The organism is Bacteroides sp. RTP21281st1_H5_RTP21281_210402, assembly GCF_040918965.1.
GTDB lineage: Bacteria > Bacteroidota > Bacteroidia > Bacteroidales > Bacteroidaceae > Bacteroides > Bacteroides congonensis.
In genome coordinates, this window is sequence record NZ_JBCOWR010000004.1 from 387,128 (window position 1) to 407,890 (window position 20,763).

General features: G+C 38.5%; 23 protein-coding genes. All 23 read left to right on the plus strand.

Features of this window, described 5'->3' with window-relative positions; all coding sequences use genetic code 11:
- Positions 1–11 precede the first annotated feature (11 nt).
- The 23 genes from AB5443_RS08755 to AB5443_RS08865 all read left to right on the plus strand — a co-directional run bounded on the left by AB5443_RS08755 (position 12) and on the right by AB5443_RS08865 (position 20,395).
- Positions 12–563 carry an HK97 family phage prohead protease gene (locus AB5443_RS08755; protein WP_055269423.1) on the plus strand — a complete coding sequence of 184 codons (552 nt, stop codon included), beginning with the start codon at positions 12–14 and terminating at the stop codon, positions 561–563.
- Entirely contained in the window at positions 563–1,780 is a 1,218-nt protein-coding gene (locus AB5443_RS08760) for a phage major capsid protein (protein WP_368114458.1), read from the plus strand. Before AB5443_RS08755 ends, AB5443_RS08760 begins: the two co-directional genes overlap by 1 nt.
- 1 nt (position 1,781) lies before the next feature.
- The gene (locus tag AB5443_RS08765; protein ID WP_368114459.1) at positions 1,782–2,087 is read left to right on the plus strand and encodes a head-tail connector protein; all 306 of its coding nucleotides are present in this window, start codon (positions 1,782–1,784) and stop codon (positions 2,085–2,087) included.
- Positions 2,084–2,341 (plus strand): hypothetical protein, encoded by a 258-nt coding sequence (locus AB5443_RS08770; RefSeq protein WP_008648051.1) that lies wholly within the window; start codon positions 2,084–2,086, stop codon positions 2,339–2,341. Before AB5443_RS08765 ends, AB5443_RS08770 begins: the two co-directional genes overlap by 4 nt.
- Before the next feature lie 11 nt (positions 2,342–2,352).
- Positions 2,353–2,670, plus strand: coding sequence for a phage head closure protein (locus AB5443_RS08775; RefSeq protein ID WP_032855836.1), 318 nt, complete (start codon positions 2,353–2,355; stop codon positions 2,668–2,670).
- Entirely contained in the window at positions 2,663–3,112 is a 450-nt protein-coding gene (locus tag AB5443_RS08780; RefSeq protein WP_073345687.1) for a hypothetical protein, read from the plus strand. Before AB5443_RS08775 ends, AB5443_RS08780 begins: the two co-directional genes overlap by 8 nt.
- Entirely contained in the window at positions 3,109–3,510 is a 402-nt protein-coding gene (locus tag AB5443_RS08785; RefSeq protein ID WP_368114460.1) for a DUF3168 domain-containing protein, read from the plus strand. Before AB5443_RS08780 ends, AB5443_RS08785 begins: the two co-directional genes overlap by 4 nt.
- Positions 3,491–3,946, plus strand: a complete 456-nt coding sequence (locus tag AB5443_RS08790; protein WP_004308847.1) for a phage tail tube protein — start codon at positions 3,491–3,493, stop codon at positions 3,944–3,946. The genes AB5443_RS08785 and AB5443_RS08790 overlap by 20 nt, the downstream gene beginning before the upstream one ends.
- A 50-nt stretch (positions 3,947–3,996) precedes the next feature.
- Positions 3,997–4,293, plus strand: coding sequence for a hypothetical protein (locus AB5443_RS08795; protein WP_368114461.1), 297 nt, complete (start codon positions 3,997–3,999; stop codon positions 4,291–4,293).
- A gap of 68 nt (positions 4,294–4,361) precedes the next feature.
- Entirely contained in the window at positions 4,362–4,604 is a 243-nt protein-coding gene (locus AB5443_RS08800; protein ID WP_032852623.1) for a hypothetical protein, read from the plus strand.
- A gap of 6 nt (positions 4,605–4,610) precedes the next feature.
- Complete coding sequence (locus tag AB5443_RS08805) at positions 4,611–6,419, plus strand: hypothetical protein (protein ID WP_368114462.1); 1,809 nt, start codon at positions 4,611–4,613, stop codon at positions 6,417–6,419.
- 1 nt (position 6,420) lies between these two features.
- The gene (locus AB5443_RS08810) at positions 6,421–8,817 is read left to right on the plus strand and encodes a hypothetical protein (protein WP_368114463.1); all 2,397 of its coding nucleotides are present in this window, start codon (positions 6,421–6,423) and stop codon (positions 8,815–8,817) included.
- 1 nt (position 8,818) lies between these two features.
- The gene (locus AB5443_RS08815) at positions 8,819–10,150 is read left to right on the plus strand and encodes a pertactin family virulence factor/autotransporter (RefSeq protein ID WP_368114464.1); all 1,332 of its coding nucleotides are present in this window, start codon (positions 8,819–8,821) and stop codon (positions 10,148–10,150) included.
- A 4-nt stretch (positions 10,151–10,154) separates the two neighbouring features.
- Entirely contained in the window at positions 10,155–10,343 is a 189-nt protein-coding gene (locus tag AB5443_RS08820; RefSeq protein WP_008648040.1) for a hypothetical protein, read from the plus strand.
- A 43-nt stretch (positions 10,344–10,386) separates the two neighbouring features.
- Positions 10,387–11,073 (plus strand): hypothetical protein, encoded by a 687-nt coding sequence (locus AB5443_RS08825; RefSeq protein ID WP_368114465.1) that lies wholly within the window; start codon positions 10,387–10,389, stop codon positions 11,071–11,073.
- A 484-nt stretch (positions 11,074–11,557) separates the two neighbouring features.
- Positions 11,558–11,983 (plus strand): hypothetical protein, encoded by a 426-nt coding sequence (locus AB5443_RS08830; RefSeq protein WP_048697546.1) that lies wholly within the window; start codon positions 11,558–11,560, stop codon positions 11,981–11,983.
- A gap of 82 nt (positions 11,984–12,065) precedes the next feature.
- The gene (locus AB5443_RS08835; RefSeq protein WP_368114466.1) at positions 12,066–12,893 is read left to right on the plus strand and encodes a hypothetical protein; all 828 of its coding nucleotides are present in this window, start codon (positions 12,066–12,068) and stop codon (positions 12,891–12,893) included.
- Positions 12,894–13,081: 188 nt separating this feature from the next.
- Positions 13,082–14,086, plus strand: a complete 1,005-nt coding sequence (locus AB5443_RS08840) for a hypothetical protein (protein ID WP_368114467.1) — start codon at positions 13,082–13,084, stop codon at positions 14,084–14,086.
- 431 nt (positions 14,087–14,517) lie between these two features.
- Positions 14,518–16,035, plus strand: coding sequence for a DUF4301 family protein (locus AB5443_RS08845; RefSeq protein WP_368114468.1), 1,518 nt, complete (start codon positions 14,518–14,520; stop codon positions 16,033–16,035).
- A 124-nt stretch (positions 16,036–16,159) separates the two neighbouring features.
- Positions 16,160–16,783 carry a chloramphenicol acetyltransferase gene (locus AB5443_RS08850; protein WP_022137285.1) on the plus strand — a complete coding sequence of 208 codons (624 nt, stop codon included), beginning with the start codon at positions 16,160–16,162 and terminating at the stop codon, positions 16,781–16,783.
- Positions 16,784–16,814: 31 nt separating this feature from the next.
- Positions 16,815–18,218 carry an acyloxyacyl hydrolase gene (locus AB5443_RS08855; protein ID WP_044654084.1) on the plus strand — a complete coding sequence of 468 codons (1,404 nt, stop codon included), beginning with the start codon at positions 16,815–16,817 and terminating at the stop codon, positions 18,216–18,218.
- Positions 18,219–18,280: 62 nt separating this feature from the next.
- Positions 18,281–19,447: a formate-dependent phosphoribosylglycinamide formyltransferase gene (gene purT, locus AB5443_RS08860; RefSeq protein WP_073346506.1), complete on the plus strand. Its 1,167-nt coding sequence runs from the start codon at positions 18,281–18,283 to the stop codon at positions 19,445–19,447.
- A gap of 9 nt (positions 19,448–19,456) precedes the next feature.
- Positions 19,457–20,395, plus strand: coding sequence for an outer membrane beta-barrel protein (locus tag AB5443_RS08865; protein ID WP_368114469.1), 939 nt, complete (start codon positions 19,457–19,459; stop codon positions 20,393–20,395).
- The last annotated feature ends 368 nt before the right edge of the window (positions 20,396–20,763 follow it).

Consider the following 20,763-nt stretch of genomic DNA (forward strand, 5'->3'; position numbering starts at 1 on the left):
ACTACGATACTATGAAAGAAACACGAAATTGTAAAATTGAAAAAAGAAACGAAGATTCCAGAATTGTTGAGGGTTATGCAATAGTATTCAATTCTGAATCTAGAGATTTAGGCGGGTTTACAGAAGTTATAGAACCTACGGCACTGGAAGGAGTGCTACAACAGTCAGATATTTTATGCCTGCTGAATCATAATGAGGACAGGGGTATTCTGGCACGCTCCAAATACGGTGCAGGCAGTTTGAAACTGGAAGTTGATTCTACAGGTCTTAAATATAGCTTTGAAGCACCTTGTACAAATCTAGGAGATGAATTGCTGGAAGGTTTAAAGAGAGGTGATATTACTACTTCATCTTTTGCTTTTACCATTGATTCTGATACTTGGACAAAGAAGGATAATGGTTCTTATATCAGGACTATCAATAAGTTCAAAGAACTGTTTGATGTATCACCTGTCTATAAAGAAGCGTATCCTGATACGAGTGTAGCACTTAGAAAGCTGGAATCATTCGATAAAGAAGATTTGACTGATTACTATATGGAGCTAAGACACAAACTACAATAATGAACACTTTAGAACTGTTAGACAAAAAAGAACAGTTAAAGCAACGGGCAGAGGAAATAGTTTCCAAAGCAGAAAAGGAAACCAGACGGTTAAATGAAGGTGAACACGCTGAATTTAATTCTATTGCTGATGAACTGAAAGACATAGATAATGAAATAAGAAAGATTGCAAGCGAGACAAAACTAACAAACACAAATAATACATCTATGAAAAAAGAGAAATTTTCACTTTTAAAGGCTATTAATGACGTAGCCAATAGCAGACAACTGGACGAAAGAGCGCAGGAAGTTGTATCTGCTGGTATTGCAGAATTTAGAAAATCAGGACAGAACTATTCTGGACAAATCGTATTACCGATTGAAGAAAGAGCCGATGTGCAAGCTACTGTAGAGGGTGCAGGACAGGAAACCGTAGCAGAAGATAAACTGGCTCTGTTAGAACCATTGAGAGCTAATTTAGTAATGGTTAAAGCTGGTGCAAGTTATCTGTCTGGACTGGTAGGTAATGTTTCTATTCCTGCTTATTCTGGAAGCAATGTTAGCTGGGCTGGTGAAGTATCTGCTGCTACAGACGGTGCAGGTGATTTCAGTGAAGTAAACTTAGAACCAAAGAGACTAACCGCTTATGTAGACGTTTCCAAACAATTCCTGATTCAGGATTCTGCCAGTGCAGAAGAGATGCTTAAACGTGATATTGTAAATGCTATATCAGACAAACTGGAAGCTACAATCTTGGGTAGTGCTGCTGGTTCTGCTACTATGCCTGCCGGTATCTTTAATGGCGTTACTCCTGAAACAAAGGATATTACTTATAAGAGATTGGTTGATATGGAAACTGCACTGGAAGAAGCTAATGTAGCAGGAAACAAATGTTTCATTGTATCGCCATCTGCAAAAGGTATTTTGAAAACGACTGCTAAAGACGCTCTTTACAATGTAACTGACGGTGGTGTACATACTTGTGTCGGTTGTGCTGGTTGTCTGATGAAAGAAAATGAAGTGAACGGTTATCCAGTATATTGTACATCCAATGTTACCAGTAAGGGTGTTGTAATGGGACACTTTGAAGATTTTGTTATTGGACAATGGGGTGGGATTGACTTAACAGTAGACCCGTACACACAAGCAGCTAACGGTAAAGTAAGATTGGTTATCAATGCATATTTCGATGCAAAACCAAGAAGAACAGGTTCTTTCCAAAAAGCTATCTTAAAATAATATGTACGTCAAACTGGAAGAAGCTAAGAAGTACCTTCTTTTGGATGATTCTTTCAAGGATGATGATTTATATATACTTGGACTAATTGATGTTGCAGAGGATGCAGTAGCACGTAATTTGAATCTGAAACTGGATGAATTAGCAGTGGATGGGGAATTTACCCCACCTGCTGTTATTCACGCTATTCTGCTGCTGATTGGTAATCTATATGCCAATCGTGAGCCAGTATCTTATTCATCCGTTAATAAAGTGCCATATACATTTGACTATCTAATTTCACTTTATAAAAACTACAAAGAAGTATGATTGATTATATACATAATAGAGACGGTAGGGCAACGTCTACACAGGTTAGTAGAATGGATGATATAACAGAGGATGTATTCACACCAGAATTTTATTTTCTCATTAAAAATACCAATGATAATGAAGTAACTGTAGAAATTAGACCTGCTGGACAAGAGAAGTTTATAACTACGGTTCTTTATCCTGGCTGGAATCCTGAATTATGTAGTGCAGTAAAAATAAGCGGTGAAACTGGATTACAGTACGGCTATTAATACTATATACTATGAGGGCAGGGTTACTGACAGAGACAATATTACTACAGGAATCAGTACCAGTTAAAAATGAGTTTGGGGCTACTTCTATGGAATGGGTAGACTATCTGCAAACAAGAGCCAACATTAAGTTTAATTCTGGTAATAGGGTTAATCAGAATAATGAAATATTTACTTCTTATACACTGACTTTCACAATCAGGTACTATCATAAGGTAAACGAGCAAATGAGAATTATCTATCAAGGTAAGAAGTATAGGATACTGGCTATCAATTCAGACAGGGCTAAACAATCTACAGAAATCATAGGAGAGCTTATTAATGAATAACGGTGTAACTGTAGACGCTTCACAGGTGCTAAGAATGTTTAGTGAACTTAACAGCAGACAGCAAAAAAATGTGTATAAGAATGCACTACGGAAAGCTGGAAGAATACTGCAAAAGGAAACGAAGACACAACTAAGAAGCGTAGTAGGTAAAGCAATAAATCATAAGAATAGATGGAACGGCAAAACTTTAGGCAGTGGAATAAAACTAAAGGTTGATAAGAAAGCTACAGAAGCGAAGGTTCATATAATGGGGGACTTTAGATTAAAGTTCTTTGAACTTGGAACAACTACCAGACAGCTTAGGAAAAACGGAGCTAACAGGGGGAGGATGAAGGCTGCACATTTCTTTAAAACTGCTAAAGATAAAACGGAACGTGCCATCTTCGATAATATAAATCAAATGGTTGAAGAATCAATAACAAGGATTGCTAATAAAAAATGAGCTTACAAATAGGAAAGGCTATCTATCATTTATTAAAGAAAGATAGCAGGATAAAAGAAAAGGTAGGTTTTAAGATATATCCTTTGATAGTTGAAGAATCCACCACTTTTCCTTTTATCATTTATAAAAGAACCAATATCACACCAAACTACACTAAAGGCAGTTATGCAGTTAATGAATCTGTTATGGTTGATATAGTTATAGCTTCTAAAGATTACATAGATACCATTGAACTGGCAGACTATGTAAGAGATGCTTTAGAAGGTAGGAGGGGTAACTTTTCAGGAATAGAAATAAATGACATAAGGATGATTAGCGCAGATGAAGAATACATAGAAGATACATTCATTCAGAATTTAACATTCGACATAAACACAAATGGCAAACAAAATACTTAGAGGTAATGACCTGATGATTTTTAAAGATACAACTGGTGCTGGTACTGCTTATAAAGCATTGGCATTTTCAACCAGTTGCCAGCTTTCCTTAACAGGAAACACTTTGGAAACTTCATCAAAAGACGGTGGTAAGTGGACTAGTAAAGCTGTAAGCAAATTAAGCTGGTCACTTACAACTGACAATTTATATAGTGTAGAAGATTTTAATGCTTTAGTAAATAGCTGGATAAGCAGGGAAGAACTTACTGTTGCTTTTGCTGTATGCACTAATGCAGACAGTGACACAGGTATGCCTGCCGATGGTTGGACTGCTGGCGGTGGATATACAGGCAAGGTAGTTATCACCAGTATTACTGCTAATGCTCCAGATAATGACAATGCTACTTATTCTGTTACTTTGGAAGGAACAGGTGCTTTATCACCTAAAGTAGCGTAATATATTCACTGGGGAAGCTGTTACAGTTTCCCCTTTTTTATTTATATACTATGGAAATTCAAATTAAAGGTACTGCATATAATATACGATATACTATCAGGGCTATGTTCGTATTTGAACAGATAACAGGCAAGATATTCAGATTGGAGAATCTAACGGATTACTACCTGTTTTATTATAGTCTGTTAGTAGCCAATAATCCAGATTTGCAAATGACATTCGAGGACTTTATTAATGAATGCGATGATGAACCAGCCTTAGTTATCCAGCTACAGGATTTTCTTTCTAAGGAGATGGAAAAGCAGTCTGCATTCATAAGTGAAACAACGGATTCAAAAAAAAAGTAACGATTAGCGAATTGTATGCTTTGATAGTTCTGGAAGCAGGTATAACACCTGATTATTTTCTGGACAGTATGCAAATGTATGAGGTGAAGGCAGTCTTGGAGAATCTGCAATATAAGAATAAAACAAGCTGGGAACAGGCTAGAATGATAAGTTATATCATAGCTCAAACTAACAGTACCAAGCAATTATCACCTACTGATATTATGAAGTTTGATTGGGATGAAGCCAAAGAAAAAGATACTTCTATCAGTAAGGATGATATAGCCAGACTACAGGCTAAAGCTAATCAATTTATAAACACACAAAACTAAATATATATGGCTGATTTAGTAACCAGACTATTACTTGATTCATCTGGTTTTAATAATAACATAGTTAAGAGCAGCAGGCAGGTACAGGAGTTTCAACAGATAACAGGCAATATAGTAGGTACTATAGGAAAGTTTGCTACTGGTATTGGAATTGCGACTACTGCCAGTGACGCTTTTATGAAGATAATAAGAAGCTCACAGGCTACTAATGATGAATGGGACAATACATTAAATTCCTGTAAAGGAACTGTAGATTTATTCTTTCAGTCTATGTCTGCTGGCAGTTTTGAAGCATTTAATAACGGTGTTCTTTCTACAATAAGGAATTTGAAAGAACTTTCTGCTTTGCGTGATTCGTTGACTGATGCTAAGTTATCAATGGGATTCAATACTAAAGTCTTTGAAACGGAGTTTACGAAATATGAATCTATAATCAGAGATACTACCAAAAGCAAGCAGGAACGGGAAAAGGCATTTAAAGACTTGCAAAAGTTGAAAGACGATTTTAAAATAGATGTTACTGATGTTTTGGGAGGTGCAGAAGAAGAACTTATTCAATCATTGAATATTAGAACAGGACGAAAAGACTTTAATATTAATGATATACATAAATATATATCAATCAATAATAATGATTTTTCATCTAGAAATGAGAAAAAGGCATTAACGGAGTATCAAGACCAGTTAAAGGCATACGAAAAGGAAATAAACCAAATACAAGGCAGGATTAATTCTACCAGAGGTGATACTAATGAATGGACAGGTGAAACCAAAAAGCAGATGAGAGAAAAACTTTCTTCTGTCAAGCAGCAAATGGAACTGTTCAAACTGCAAAATTCAGAACTTGAAAAGCAGAACTTTTTGAATCAGGATAATGATGCCAATAGAGGTGAAATGATTAAAAACTATGAATATGCTTATGATTTGAAAAAGCGTATGTATGATTTTGATAAACGTACATTGGAATTACAGAATAGTCTTAAACCTGCTGGAGGAAATAATAAGGTAAAAACAGAAGAAGTAATTCCTGCTGGTTCTGTTGCTGAATTGGATAAGCTGATAACAGAAGCCAGAAAGAAGTATGCTGCTGCCATTACAGACGATGCCAGAGTATCTGCACTAAAACTGATACAGGAACTGGAACAGAAAAAAATAGTTCTGAATATTACCGCTAAGTATAACAGTAGGGAGCAGGGAGAATTAAAACCTGCTGGTATTCCATCCGTTAAAGGATTTGATTCAAAGGATATTGGTAAACTAACTTCTCCATTTGTAACAGAAGAAGATGTAAAAGTCAATAATGATTATGCAACATCATTAGGAGCTATTGCTACTGTTATGGGTTCTATATCCCAAATGACAAATGAAGGTGCTTCTGCTTGGTTAACTTGGAGTGCTAATTTAATGACAGCTATAGGTACTGCTATTCCTGCTATAGAAGCTCTTATTGCTGCAAAGAAAGCGGAATCTATAGGAAATGCCGTAGCCAGTGCCACACAAACACCTGTAGTAGGTTGGCTGTTGGCTGGTGCTGCTGTAGCTTCTGTAATAGCAGCTTTTGCCACTATGCCACAATTTGCCAATGGTGGTGTAGTTGATGGCAGTTCCTTCTTTGGTGATAAGGTATTGGCTAGAGTGAATAGTGGTGAAATGATTCTGAATAAAAGTCAGCAGTCCAATCTGTTCAACCTGTTAGACGGTGGTTCATCTGTAAAAGGAGGTGCTATGTCAGGTGAAGTTGAATTTAAGATTTCAGATAAAGCACTGGTTGGAGTTTTAAAACAACACAATAATAGAACAAACAGACTAAGGTAAAATGGGCTATCAATTAATATATAACTCATCTTTTAAGGATATAGATGAGAATACTATCAATATTGAAATATACAGGGATTCGGGAGGTACTTTGATAGCTTCTGAATTACTCTGTTCTGCTGATGCAGTTTCAATTAACTATGAATCAGATGATGATGTATTCAAACCAATCAAATGTTCAGATTGCCAGATTAATGTCTTAACAACTAAGGTACTGGCTAATCTCTACACAGCATTAGGAAACCAGATATATTGTACCATCTCAAAGAATGGTTCTTTATTGTGGTGTGGTTATTCAGTCCCCTGTCTTTACAGTACGGATTATAATGAAGAATATAATCTGTTATCCTTGCAGTTTAATGATATTCTTTCATCTCTTAGTAGCTATAACTACACTTATCTAAATGATAAACAGTCTATAGTGTCTTTTTATCAGGTAATCAAACATATCATAAGCCAGATTGATTCCAACGGACTAATAAAGAATGTCTATGTACACAACGCAAAGAAGATTAATGATACTACTGATTTACTAAATAACCTATTCATCCTAGATAGAAACTTCTTCGATGAAGCGAATGAAGCAGAGAACTGTAAAGACATATTGGAATATATTGCAAGGTATCTGGGTATGACTTGCTATTATTATGGCGATTCAATTTATTTTGTAGATTATGATATAATAAAGAATATCAATTCATATACTAAATATACCCTGTCAGATGACAGTAATACGGTAGTAACACTTGATAACACCGTTATTAATGTTAATCAGAATATTTATGAAAGTAATGCCAGTATAGCTATTGGTGAACTATATAATAAGGTGGTGGTAGTTGCCAATTCAAATTCTAATAATACTATAATTCCTGAATGGAATGATGAGGATGATATTATAAATCAGAATGCAGACGCAAATAAGTATTATGAATCGACAAGGGATATTAGTGGTAAGAATTATACATTATTGAATGCTTTCTTTAAATCGAAGAATAATTGGGATTGGAATAAGCCATATCTTTTTGAAATTAACAAACCAATAGAACCGATAGAAGAAGTAACTCCAGATAATGCTGCATCAAATGGCAGCTACTGGCAAAAGGCAGCATACTATGAGACTGCAAATGAACCTTCCTCTTTAAATTGGAAGACGTATTTTACGATAAGTGATTACGGTCTGATGGGATGGAAAACAATAGACGGAGTTCAATTGTCATTGAAAAATAAGCTGCCTATAGCAGTCAAAGGTGGAACTTTCATTATTGATATAAATTATAGGCTGTCTGGTGATTGGAATGCAGCAGAATGTATTGTAACATCTGATGAACAATACTATGATGGTAAATATTCCACAGGATTCACGGATACGATGTTTAAATGTAAACTTGCAATTGGTGATAAGATGTACTATGATGGTGATGGATGGGTTAATTATCAAGAGTATCATAATAAAGTTGCAAGGAATTATTATAAGATATGTAACGGTCCAAATACTTGGGCAGGTGCAACTTGGTATAAGTATCTGGATGAATACGGCTACTGGCGATTTGTTACTAAAGGGGAATATGATTCTATTTCTGGACGTGAAAAGTATAGCGGTGGATATGCAGATAGAAATTATGTGTATTCATATATGAATAGCAGTAATGAGCGTGTATTTGTCGAGAAATGGTTCTATGATGAATGTAAATTGCAAGACTGTTTTTATCTGGTACATAAGAATAAAGTAGGGGATAAGGTGTTTGATACAGATTATTCATTGACTAATACAGTTTCGTGGCGTATGAATCTGGCAGAAAGTGAAGATGGTGTTGCCGTTTCATTGCCATCTGATAAAATGATATTAGGGGAATTGATATTTGAACTTTACGCTCCTAATCAACTTGGAACTACTCCTATGAGACGTACCGATAAAGAACCTGTCAGGTGTAATTCATTTCATATTAATGATGTTAAATTGAAATATACTACATCTGATTATGTGAAGGATATTTTTAATGATGAAACGTATGATGAAGACTTGAAGTTTGAGAATGTAATTGATGAAAATATAGTCAATGATTTTGATGATATTGAATTTAGAATCAATACTTATAATGAACACGCAGGCAGCTATAGCTATGTTCTTACTAAGATAGGAGATGAGTATTACTTTGTTGATACGTTGACTGATACAGTTTCACTGGATAAACTGAAAGCAGAAGAGCACTGTATTAATAAATATGTGAATTACTATAGTAAGCCACGATTCAGATACAGTAATTCAATAAAGAATAGGGGTATATCGCTTAATTCAATCCTGAAAGAGAATACCTTGAATAAGAACTTTGTAATCAATTCCATCACCTACGATTTGATTAATAATAAATGTGATGTTGAATTGAACGAAATACGATAATATGGAAATAAAATCTAACTATATACCACATAATTTCAGGAACAAGTATTTAAAGAATGTAGGTGGAAGTTATTCAAGTACAGTTTTACAGTCTACAGTATCAGGTGAAGCTGGTACTAAAGTTGTGGTAATTGATGATTTGGAAACTTCCAGTAAAGATAAGGCATTATCTGCCAATATGGGTAAATACTTGAATGAAAACAAACAAGATAAGAATGAATATGTAGATACAATAAATCAGTATTTAAGTACTGATTCTGATGTGAAATTTAACTCTGTCGCTGGCAAGAATGGAGAGTTTGACAATCTGAAAGTAAAAGGAGGTTTGGATGTCTTTACTATTACGAGTAATGAAGTAAGGGGAACTAATGGTATTTTATATGTTACCGATTCAGCACAGGTAACAGGTATAACTTCCAATGAAAATAATGTAATGGTACTAACTGTAAGTGATTCCGTTTTTAGGGTGGATGATATTCTACTTAGCCAGACTTTTGATTCTTCTTCAAAGAAAATAGTCTTAAAAGTTACTACTGTAGATGGTACAACTATCGCCTGCAATGTAATAGAAGCATTAGGCAATATAGAAACTGGTGATGCTTTAGTAAGGATAGCCAATACTACTGATGCTGCCAGACAAAGTTCTATCCTGCTGAATCCGTATGATGGCTGTATTGATATACGTACAGGTTGTACTTCTGAATCAGATTCCACAGTATCCAGTAGAATAGGTAATCTAGATGGAATTACTGATACTGATTTTGGGAAACTGTCTGGTGATGGACTTTATTCTAATAATGCTTATCTGTCTGGTGCAATAAGAAACTTATCTGGAAAATGGGAATTGAAAGATGATGGTTCTGGTAAGTTGGCAAATGGAAATATTAGCTGGGATACAAATGGTAATCTAAATTTAAAGTATGGTACGAGGAAGGAGTTTAAAACTATAGATATTGATGATTATGATTTTGCAAATGCATTTGAAGTTGATTTAAAGGATGGGTTGAATTTCTTCTTTACGAAAAATAAGGATAATGACCCTAGAACAATAATATTACCTTGCAGTGATACATTTATAGGGCTTGAAGTTGAAATGATATTTAAGGGAAATCCCGGTTTAATAAGGATTGAATGTACAAATAATTATGCGTTTATGTATAACGGGCAAGATGTACGCTACATTTCAATCGGACATTATCCAAGACGATTAAAATTAGTAGCGAGAAAATATAATTTCTCAACTAAGGGTATGTGTAGTTGGTGGATTGATAATGTAGCAGAGTTTAAAATCAGTAGTGATGGTACATTTGCAGGAACATTCAGGTCTATTTGAGTTTATGAATCAGCAACAAATACAATTAATAATAGCCTGCATACTGGTTGTCGTAGGTATAGGATTACTGATAGCAGGATTCTGTGTAGTACCTGTAGGTATCATACATAGTTCTATTCTGGTAGCATTTGGTGAGGTGCTTACTTTCGTTGGAGCTTTATTTGGAATAGATTATCATTATAAGAGTAAATAATACGATTTTCTTTTATCTTTGTATTATAATCAATAATAAGTTTATGGAAGACATTAATAAAGAATTAGCTGCAATATGGGAAGAATATGCTAGTATTGATAATGAAGTATTAAAAGAAAGAGGATATTTGTACTGTAATAATATACAGCAAAAGGATATTCTAATAACGGGGATTAATCCTTCATTTACGGATAATAAGAAAGGGCAAGAACTACCTTATGAATTTATGAACTGTAATTCAGGACGTTATTGGATTCCAATAAAGAATATGCTTAAATCTAATGAATGTGATTATATAAATAGTGCAGCATATTTTGATTTATTCTATTTTAGAGAGACTAATCAAAAGTATATCAGAAATGTTATTTTGAAACATAAAGATGGGGTACAATTCCTAGTTAGACAGCTTCGGATTACTCAACAATTAATGGAAGAGGTCATACGACCTAAAGTTATCATTATAAAGAATAAAGAGTCTTATGCTTATTGGGGAAAATTATCCGATAAAGGATATATATGGATGGGGTATGAATTTGAGTCAATAGGTAATTGTTCGTGTGGGGAGATTTGTCGAATAACTGGATTTATTGAGAGTAATGAAAGAATATTACCTGAGTTGGTACAAAGTAATCTAGTGGGGAGTATTGTTTTGTTCTCTAAATATAATAGGTATTTAAAGAAAGAGGAAAAAGTAACAGTCGAAATTATTCGGCAACTATTAGATTTATAACGTATTGGAATAATATTAGCCTGTAGTCTTGATTGATTACAGGCTTTTTTTTGTACCTTTGCAGCAATTTCAGATACCTAATGTGTTGGGGCTGAAAGGACATATTAGTTAACGAAGAGCGTTTAAGATATTATCTCATATTGGAATCTGGACAATTTCGAAGGTTGAAGATAATAGGCAAGAACGCTCACGTCAATGTTATATACCTATCTTGTTAAGATAGTCTATATATCGTTTGGCGTGGGCTATTGTTTATTATTCAACCTTGGGCAGTCCAGAGCCTCAATATGATAATATTCAATAGTTCCCACGCTTTTCTCATTGTATAATACTATCCAAAGGGAACAGGGTAGATAAAACGATATATAACTACGAATCAGACATTAAGAAACAACTTTTGCTACTATCTTTTAAGTAGCCAACTCAATTTTTGAGCAGCTTATACTACAAATTAAATTATTAACAAAAAGATTATTTACAGAATATGAAAACATTTAGATTTTTTGCGACTTTATTGGTTATTGCTTTATGTGCAGGTTTTACTTCTTGTAGTGACGATGATGAAGAAGAAAATTCAGTCGAAATTTCTTTGGCTAATCTTCAAGGTACTTGGGATATGATTAAATGTTATGGTTGGGAGTATGATGACAATAATCAAAAGGAGAATTGGACAGAGGATGTCTCTGGAGAATATATCTTCTTTGAAGATACAGACGGCAATGGAGGATATAGTGACGGTAGCCATACTTATTATTTTGCAAGTTCTATTAATGGTAATAAGCTTATTTTGAGAGATTCTGGTTGGTTAGCGGGTAAGTCGATAACGATAACTAAACTGACTAAGACAGAGTTACATATTACTGCTACAGATGAGAATTCAGAAGAAAACTATGAGATGATAAAAAGGTAAATCATCCTATCGTGTATAGAAAGAACAGCATTTGAAGAAATTCATTTGCTGTTTTTTTATTATCATTGCAAACAAAAACACTATGAAGCCAGTAGATAAGTTCTCAATCCAGTATAGCGAGTTGCTAGAGTATATATATCCAGTGACACAAGAATATTTCCCTGATTTTGATTATGACGAAGAAACAGGACAGACATATATGTTGCCGTCACAAACGCCAGATACTTTTAAAGGAAGATACAACAGAGGAATATTGAAAGGTAAATTCTCGTTTGATTCATACATAAAGAATAACGAACTTCAAGAATTGCTTGCTGTATTGGGCTTAGACGCTGAAAAGTTCTGGTATCTATTGCTTTTCTGTTATGATTGCAGTTGGGGTAAATGTATGGAGGGTATAGAAATAAAAGAATCCCCTAAAGAACAGATAGAAAAACTTGTTAATGCTATCAGTGAGGATTATAAAAGAGATACTCCGTTTGGTGCAGTCTTTAAAAGCCCAATTTGTATTACCTTGAAAATAGGTAGGAAGAATATCGTGATAGATAATAAGACGGCTATTGCTAGTATAGCGAAGTTTTGTGCAGACGGATTGGAAACAGTAAATTCAGACCAAATGAATACTGGTAACGTTGATTTGAGTAATCCACATACTGAATCATTCTCCGTATTCGCTTATTATTTCTCACAAATGATTATCACTGCCTTGAATTATCAAGAACAGGTAAAAGAAAAGAGAAAGAAGGGAGCTAATATGTCTGACAAGGAAAAGACGCTGATTTCTCATTTACTATACTTCACTGGTATCGTGAGCAACGAAAGTGTGTTGGTTGACTATGACTACTTGAAGTCCCTGTTGAAACAATATAAGGATAAGGACATAAGGAGTTTGAACGCATTTTATTATTGATTGAAACTTATTTTATTGTTTATTTCTGCTTTCTTATTCTCTAAATACTTCATTCTACAACTTGTGAAGTAGGGGAATAAGAAAGCAGTGTTTTTTTATTCCCGTTAGCTTCTCAAGAAAAGGGCAATCTTTGTAGTATAAAATTAATTAAAGCTGGAGCGCACCAGTCTAAAAACTGCAAAGGTATTATGACTACAAAAGAATGTAAGAATGAAATTTTTACTCTGGAATCAAGAGAATTGAACGAAGGTAAGAAAGTAGCTTTTATTGCTGGTGGTATCAATCGGGACATTAACAAGGCTAACTTGAATGACAAAATGAAGTCTATTGGAGAACATACACAGTATTTTCCGCTTGTTGTGGTTGATGGTGAAGATGTGGTAAAGGAGGGGTTAACTTTGAAAGACCCTGTATCTGGTTTTCCAATAGATTCTTCTAAAGCTAATGATTATTTGGTTATTATTGAAGGTCAGCACAGGTATAGGGCTATAATGGAGCTTCGAGAAAAAGATGCAAAGGCTAAGAAGAATTATGAAAATGCAATGAAGAAATGGCAAAAGAACGGAAGCAGAAAGGAAGATAAGCCAGAAGAATTTACGCCTAAAGCTCCTGCACAGATAAAGGCTATGTATCCATTGGTTAAAGATGAGGATATACGGATTATGATATCAGAAATGAACAATACGTCAGTAAAGTGGAATAAAGGAGATTTTGCTAAACAGGCTTGTGCAGCGTATCCTGATAATGCTATCTTAGGTTTTATCGTTAAGTATATGGATATACAACACCAAAGAACAAAGAAAGGTGAAGCAGATGATATGTTACCGAATGGTGGATTTAAGCTGACGACGCTTAGTAAGTATCTGATTTATTCTGCTGACATAAAAGAATCGATACTGGCAGAGGCGTGTAAATATGGAGAAGGCGCTCTTACGAAGTATGTAGGTAATGAGCCTGAAAAAATGGTTGAAAGAGCAGAGAAGATAATTAAAGCTGGATTAGATGCTGGGTTTACCTATCGTTTTCTGGCAAAAGGTTTCTTCATTGATTGGATTGCAAATAAGAATAATTTAGGGATTCAATATACAGAACTCCTTGAAAAGTTAAAGGATGTAAATAGAGAGGTGGTAGACAGTATTATGAGAGAAGCACAGAAACATAATTTTATGGAACAGTTAAATAGAATAGGATAAACGGGAATCTTTAGTTATTGATGTCAGTTGCCAGCTAGCGTAATGTTAGCTGGCTTTTTTGTTGCTTTATTATCGGTTTATCTGCCGTCCGTCTCAACAATAGGGGTATGGGGTGAAATTTTATCAGGAAAGTGCTTTAAACCACACGCTCCCCAACTTTCCACGGCTGGTAAGATTTCAAATATCCAAAAGGTCTGTAATATTATTGTAATCGGTTAACTCTATTTATTCTACAAATTCTGTGATAACATCGGATATTTATCTATCTTTGTTGTGTTCAAATAACGCTGAAAAGTACATAAATGAATAACACTTCTTCGTAAGTGACTGATAATGAAATATGGAAAGAAAAGTAGTTTTTTTCTTGGTTATTCGGCAAGAAGTAAATAACATTTTGTATTTTTGGGCATCAATTAATAAAAATAGATATTATGATAACGACACAGGACAAAGAGTTGCTTGCCAAGAAAGGCATTACGGAAGAGCAAATAGCCGAGCAACTGGCTTGCTTCCAGACAGGTTTTCCTTTTTTGAAACTGGACGCTGCGGCTTCCATTGAGAAAGGTATATTAGCCCCCGGCACTGAAGAGCAGAAAGCATATTTGGCAGCATGGGACGCATATACAAACACGGATAAGACTATCGTGAAGTTTGTACCGGCTTCGGGTGCCGCGAGCCGTATGTTCAAGAACCTCTTCGAGTTTCTGTCTGCCGACTATGATACGCCGACTACAAAATTTGAACAAGCATTCTTCGACGGTATCAAGGATTTTGCTTTCTATGACGACCTCAACGTAGCTTGTCAGCGTACAGCCGGAAAAGACATCCCCGGATTAATCGAGGAAGGTAACTATAAAGCCGTAGTTTCCGCATTACTCGAAACTGCCGGCTTGAATTACGGCGCACTGCCGAAAGGTCTGCTCAAATTCCATAAATATCCCGAAGGCGCACGCACCCCGTTGGAAGAGCATCTTGCCGAAGGAGCTATGTACGCAGCCGGAAAGAGCGGCAAAGTCAACGTGCACTTCACCGTATCTACCGAGCATCGTGAACTCTTCAAGAAACTGGTGGAAGAAAAGTCCGGTGAATTTGCCAAACGTTACGGAGTGGATTACTACATCACATTCTCCGAGCAGAAACCGAGTACCGACACCATTGCTGCCGATATGGACAACCAACCGTTCCGCGACAACGGCAAACTGCTGTTCCGTCCCGGTGGACACGGCGCGTTGATTGAGAACCTGAATGACCTCGATGCCGATATTATCTTTATCAAGAACATCGACAACGTTGTTCCCGACAAACTGAAGGAAGACACCGTTACTTATAAGAAACTGATTGCCGGCGTACTCGTCTCCCTGCAAAAGCAGGCATTCGAGTACCTCGAACTGCTTGACAGCGGCAAATATACGCACGACCAAATGATGGAAATGCTCCAGTTCCTGCAAAAGAAACTTTTCTGCAAGAATCCGGAAACGAAAGACCTCGAAGATTCCGTACTCGCTATCTATCTGAAGAACAAACTGAACCGTCCGATGCGTGTCTGCGGAATGGTGAAGAACGTAGGCGAACCGGGTGGTGGCCCGTTCCTTGCATACAACAGTGACGGAACGATTTCCCTACAAATCCTTGAAAGCTCGCAAATCGACATGAACGACCCCGAGAAGAAGGAAATGTTCGAGAACGGTACGCACTTCAATCCGGTAGATCTGGTATGTGCCGTGCGTGACTATAAAGGTCATAAATTCGATTTAGTGAACTACGTGGATAAGGCAACTGGCTTCATCTCCTACAAATCAAAGAACGGCAAAGACCTGAAAGCTCTCGAACTCCCCGGCTTGTGGAACGGTGCGATGAGCGACTGGAATACCGTATTTGTAGAAGTTCCCCTCTCTACCTTCAATCCGGTGAAGACGGTGAACGACCTGCTGCGCGAGCAACATCAGTAAAGTAAAAAGACGACCGCCCGGTCGGGGAAAACCGGGCAGCCGTTTTCCACAAACTAACAGTCCGGTTGCGCTTGAGCGGCTTTGCGTCCGCAAGCAACCGGCTATTTAAAAAAGAGTGTTTAGAATGAATCAGATTGAGAAAATCATTGATATTGCTACCTGGAACAGAAAAGAACATTTCGAGCACTTCAGTGCTTTTGACGACCCGTTTTTCGGAGTGACGGTCAATGTAGACTGCACCCGCGCATATCAGGAAGCCAAAGACAAAGGCGTATCTTTCTCCCTCTTGGTGCTGCACCGGATTGTTACCGCTGCCGCCAAAGTCGAAGAGTTCCGCTACCGTATCGAAGGGGATAGGGTAGTGTGCTATGACAGCCTTCTGCCCGAAGCCACCGTAGGCCGTGCCGACCATACGTTTTCTTTCGCCGCCTTCGAATATGACCCGGACGAACTTACCTTCATCCGCAAAGCGAAAGCCGAAATGGAACGTCTGCAAGCCACCACCGGACTGAACAAAGGGGGGACATTCCATCCCAACGCCATTCATTACTCGGCTGTTCCGTGGCTCGTTTTCACAGATATGAAACACCCCACCAATATGCGTTCGGGCGACAGCGTCCCAAAAATCTCCACCGGAAAGTATTTCCGTGAAGGAGAGAAACTGCTGCTACCTGTCTCCGTCACTTGTCATCATGGACTGATGGATGGTTATCATGTCGCCAAGTTTATTGAAATCCTCGATTTATAAACTTCGTTCTAAAAAGACAAACCAGACGTCTATGAGATTCAAAATACCAAGATGGAAAGACATCGCCTTCCGTTTTACCTTCTGTTCGGCATTACTTTTTCCGGGAGCTTTTTTACATTCACAGGAAGTCCGGCAAGATACACTGGAAGATACCCGTCAGGATGTGAAACAACTTCAGGAAGTTGTACGTGAACTCCGACAGGAAGTCAGGAAGCTACAGGAAGAAATCCGTGGACTCCGGCAGGGATATTTCCCGGAATACGGGGAATACCGATTCGATTCCGTTTCGGCATACACTCCTCATCGCTTTATCCATCGCCTGGGCATAGAAGCCCGCCCGCAGTACGTATTTCCCACCAATCCTTTCCTGCGTGGAGAGAACGAGCGGTGGAAACCGATTCAGACGTCTTTTGCCGCCCATCTGAAATATTCATTCAAATTCCGTCCCAATACTTGTGCCGATCGCATCTATGGCGGTGCCTATCAAGGTTTCGGTTTGGCTATCACCACCTTTGGCGACAAGAAACAGCTCGGTGACCCTTTCACTTTCTATCTATTTCAAGGTGCACGCATCGCGCGTTTCAATCCGCGCCTTTCGCTCAATTACGAATGGAATTTCGGTATTTCCGCCGGATGGCAGCCGTATGACAATGATTATAATTCCTATAACGGAGCTGTCGGCTCCCGCATGAATGCTTACCTCAATGCAGGTATTTACCTGAATTGGGCGTTCTCCCGTTATTTCGACCTGATAATCGGTGGCGACTTCACGCATTTCTCCAATGGAAACACCAAGTTTCCCAATGCAGGAGTGAACACTACCGGAGCTAAAATCGGACTGGTTTACAACTTCAACCGCGAGGAATCCGACCTGACCAAATCACTGGTAACTCCATTGATTCCCCGCTTCCCGCGCCACATCAGTTATGACCTTGTCATGTTCGGCTCATGGCGGCGGAAAGGAGTGTATGTAGAGAGTGGAAAACAGATTGCTTCTCCCGGCAGTTATCCCGTGGCGGGATTCAACTTTGCCCCGATGTACAATCTCAATTATAAATTCCGTTTCGGAGTTTCGTTGGATGGTGTTTATGACGGCAGTGCCAATGTCTATATCGAAGATGTCATTACAGAATACGGAGATACCGGTGCCCGCCGTTTTTGCAGACCGGGAATCCAGCACCAGCTAGCCTTGGGTGTTTCGGGGCGTGCGGAATACGTGATGCCTTATTTCACAATCGGCGTCGGACTTGGCTCGAACGTACTTGGGCGTGGTGACTTGCGTGGCTTATACCAGGTGTTTGCCTTGAAAATGGACATCACCCGTAGTTCATTCCTTCACATCGGTTACAATCTTCAGAACTTTCAGACCCCTAATTACCTGATGCTCGGACTCGGTTTCCGTTTTCACAATAAATATCCGAAAGTACGTCATTAAAAAAGGCCGTATTTCATCGAAATATACTAATTTTGCATCACTAATATAAAACACTCAAAATGATGAAGAAAATACTGTTACTCGGTTCAGGAGAACTAGGAAAAGAGTTTGTAATTTCAGCTCAGCGTAAAGGTCAGCATATCATTGCCTGTGACTCTTATGCGGGAGCTCCCGCTATGCAAGTGGCTGATGAATTTGAAGTATTCGACATGCTGAACGGTGAAGAACTGGAACGTGTCGTAAAGAAACACCAGCCAGACATTATCGTGCCGGAGATTGAAGCCATCCGCACAGAACGCTTGTACGACTTCGAGAAAGAAGGAATCCAAGTAGTGCCCAGTGCCCGTGCCGTCAACTTCACGATGAACCGCAAGGCCATCCGCGACCTTGCCGCCAAAGAACTCGGACTGAAAACAGCCAAATATTTCTATGCCAAGACACTGGAAGAACTGAAAGAAGCTGCCGCCCAAATCGGTTTTCCCTGTGTGGTAAAACCTTTGATGTCATCATCCGGCAAAGGACAATCCCTTGTGAAGAGTGCCGACGAACTCGAACACGCCTGGGAATACGGATGCAGTGGAAGCCGTGGTGATATCCGCGAACTTATCATCGAAGAATTTATCAAGTTTGACAGCGAAATCACCTTATTGACCGTTACCCAAAAGAATGGCCCTACCTTGTTCTGCCCGCCCATCGGACATGTACAGAAAGGTGGCGACTACCGCGAAAGTTTCCAACCCGCACATATCGACCCCGCCCATCTGAAAGAAGCGGAAGAAATGGCGGAAAAAGTAACCCGTGCCCTGACAGGCGCCGGACTGTGGGGAGTGGAATTCTTCCTGAGCCACGAAAACGGAGTTTACTTCTCCGAACTTTCTCCACGTCCGCACGATACGGGCATGGTGACACTGGCAGGAACGCAAAACCTGAACGAATTTGAACTCCATCTCCGTGCCGTACTTGGTCTGCCTATTCCCGGTATCAAGCAGGAGCGGATAGGGGCAAGTGCCGTTATCCTTTCTCCGATTGCCAGCCAGGAACGTCCTCAATATCGTGGATTGGAAGAGGTGACAAAAGAAGAAGATACTTATCTCCGCATATTCGGCAAACCGTTTACCCGTGTCAACCGTCGTATGGGAGTAGTGCTCTGCTACGCTCCGTTGAATTCCGACCTCGATGCGTTGCGTGATAAGGCAAAGGGAATCGCTGAAAAAGTAGAAGTGTACTAAAAAACAAACATGAAAAAAGCCCACCTTTTTGTAGCAGGTGCAACCCTGCTGCTACTGACTGCTTGCTCGCCCAAAGTGGTGACCCATATCTCAAAAACTTATCCGGACGTGATTCCGGCAGATTCTGTGCACGTTATCGAACCGGGCGGGATGGTTCCTAATACTGCCGAAACGATAGGACGTGTTGCGGTAGTAGACCGGGGCTTTTCCAATAAATGCCGTTACGACCAGGTACTGCGTCTTGCACAGGAAGCTACCGGGAAGAACGGCGGGAACGGGCTTGCCATTACCGACCATCTGGAACCTTCTTTTTGGGGAAGTTCCTGCCATCAGATTTCCGGCCTGATGCTCCGTCTTTCGGATATGGAAGTGGATACGCTGAAAGTGAATCCGTTGCAAGATGTGATTGACCTTGGGCATGTGGTAGCTAAGGAAGAGAAGGAGAAGAGACGGGCGCCCGCCAGTACTTTCGAAGCCAGTATAGGTTATGGATGGATTACAAGTAAACTCTATGACCCCGACGGAAAATCTTTGGGAAATAAAGGTGGCTTGGAATGGAAACTTTCTTACGAATATACCTGGAGTAGCGGTTGGGGTATCGGATTGCAGTATTCCGGTTTCAAAACCTCTTTCCCCGGCGGGGACATGATGCTTTCTTATATCGCTCCCGAATGGGTGGCGCGTTACCGATGGGATAAATGGATGATGAAAGCCGGCTTGGGTGTCGGTGTATTCCTTTATCACGAGCCTTTCTATAATTCTACCGGAGTAGGAGCGCATGCTACGATAGGTATGGAATATATGATTGACACCCACTGGGGTATTGGTGTAACTGCGAATACGGTTAACGGCAGCCTGCCCGACCGTAGCGAAGTGAAACTGAAAGATAATGAACGTAGCGGAATTACACGTATCAATGTTCTTGGGGGAATACGCTACTATTTCTGATTGTCACTATAAGTTCAGAATCTATTCCTTTCATTAAGGAAATCATATCAACGGGGATGTGCCTTAGTTTTGACACATCCCCGTTTTGGTTTCTTCAAGAAAACTTTCGTACAGGATTTTGTGTTTTTATTAAGACGTCTTTAATCTTTATTAAACAAAGAAGGGAATGACAACTAGTTTTGTGCTCGAACACAAAACTAGTTGTCATTGCTACTATTTTATCTCACGGTTAATACACTGATTTTAAATAAGCAGATATAAAACTCTGCGAATATATGGAGTTTATTATTACAATACTTCGGTAAATTTTTACCGAAAAATTAAAAGTTAAACAATAAAACCGGCAAAAGTCGGTTCGGAAACACTAA

Coding starts and splice junctions, on each gene's coding strand:
- AB5443_RS08755 (WP_055269423.1), top strand. CDS start 12: ATGAAAGAAACACGAAATTGTAAAATTGAAAAAAGAAACGAAGATTCC.
- AB5443_RS08760 (WP_368114458.1), top strand. CDS start 563: ATGAACACTTTAGAACTGTTAGACAAAAAAGAACAGTTAAAGCAACGG.
- AB5443_RS08765 (WP_368114459.1), top strand. CDS start 1,782: ATGTACGTCAAACTGGAAGAAGCTAAGAAGTACCTTCTTTTGGATGAT.
- AB5443_RS08770 (WP_008648051.1), top strand. CDS start 2,084: ATGATTGATTATATACATAATAGAGACGGTAGGGCAACGTCTACACAG.
- AB5443_RS08775 (WP_032855836.1), top strand. CDS start 2,353: ATGAGGGCAGGGTTACTGACAGAGACAATATTACTACAGGAATCAGTA.
- AB5443_RS08780 (WP_073345687.1), top strand. CDS start 2,663: ATGAATAACGGTGTAACTGTAGACGCTTCACAGGTGCTAAGAATGTTT.
- AB5443_RS08785 (WP_368114460.1), top strand. CDS start 3,109: ATGAGCTTACAAATAGGAAAGGCTATCTATCATTTATTAAAGAAAGAT.
- AB5443_RS08790 (WP_004308847.1), top strand. CDS start 3,491: ATGGCAAACAAAATACTTAGAGGTAATGACCTGATGATTTTTAAAGAT.
- AB5443_RS08795 (WP_368114461.1), top strand. CDS start 3,997: ATGGAAATTCAAATTAAAGGTACTGCATATAATATACGATATACTATC.
- AB5443_RS08800 (WP_032852623.1), top strand. CDS start 4,362: ATGCAAATGTATGAGGTGAAGGCAGTCTTGGAGAATCTGCAATATAAG.
- AB5443_RS08805 (WP_368114462.1), top strand. CDS start 4,611: ATGGCTGATTTAGTAACCAGACTATTACTTGATTCATCTGGTTTTAAT.
- AB5443_RS08810 (WP_368114463.1), top strand. CDS start 6,421: ATGGGCTATCAATTAATATATAACTCATCTTTTAAGGATATAGATGAG.
- AB5443_RS08815 (WP_368114464.1), top strand. CDS start 8,819: ATGGAAATAAAATCTAACTATATACCACATAATTTCAGGAACAAGTAT.
- AB5443_RS08820 (WP_008648040.1), top strand. CDS start 10,155: ATGAATCAGCAACAAATACAATTAATAATAGCCTGCATACTGGTTGTC.
- AB5443_RS08825 (WP_368114465.1), top strand. CDS start 10,387: ATGGAAGACATTAATAAAGAATTAGCTGCAATATGGGAAGAATATGCT.
- AB5443_RS08830 (WP_048697546.1), top strand. CDS start 11,558: ATGAAAACATTTAGATTTTTTGCGACTTTATTGGTTATTGCTTTATGT.
- AB5443_RS08835 (WP_368114466.1), top strand. CDS start 12,066: ATGAAGCCAGTAGATAAGTTCTCAATCCAGTATAGCGAGTTGCTAGAG.
- AB5443_RS08840 (WP_368114467.1), top strand. CDS start 13,082: ATGACTACAAAAGAATGTAAGAATGAAATTTTTACTCTGGAATCAAGA.
- AB5443_RS08845 (WP_368114468.1), top strand. CDS start 14,518: ATGATAACGACACAGGACAAAGAGTTGCTTGCCAAGAAAGGCATTACG.
- AB5443_RS08850 (WP_022137285.1), top strand. CDS start 16,160: ATGAATCAGATTGAGAAAATCATTGATATTGCTACCTGGAACAGAAAA.
- AB5443_RS08855 (WP_044654084.1), top strand. CDS start 16,815: ATGAGATTCAAAATACCAAGATGGAAAGACATCGCCTTCCGTTTTACC.
- purT (WP_073346506.1), top strand. CDS start 18,281: ATGAAGAAAATACTGTTACTCGGTTCAGGAGAACTAGGAAAAGAGTTT.
- AB5443_RS08865 (WP_368114469.1), top strand. CDS start 19,457: ATGAAAAAAGCCCACCTTTTTGTAGCAGGTGCAACCCTGCTGCTACTG.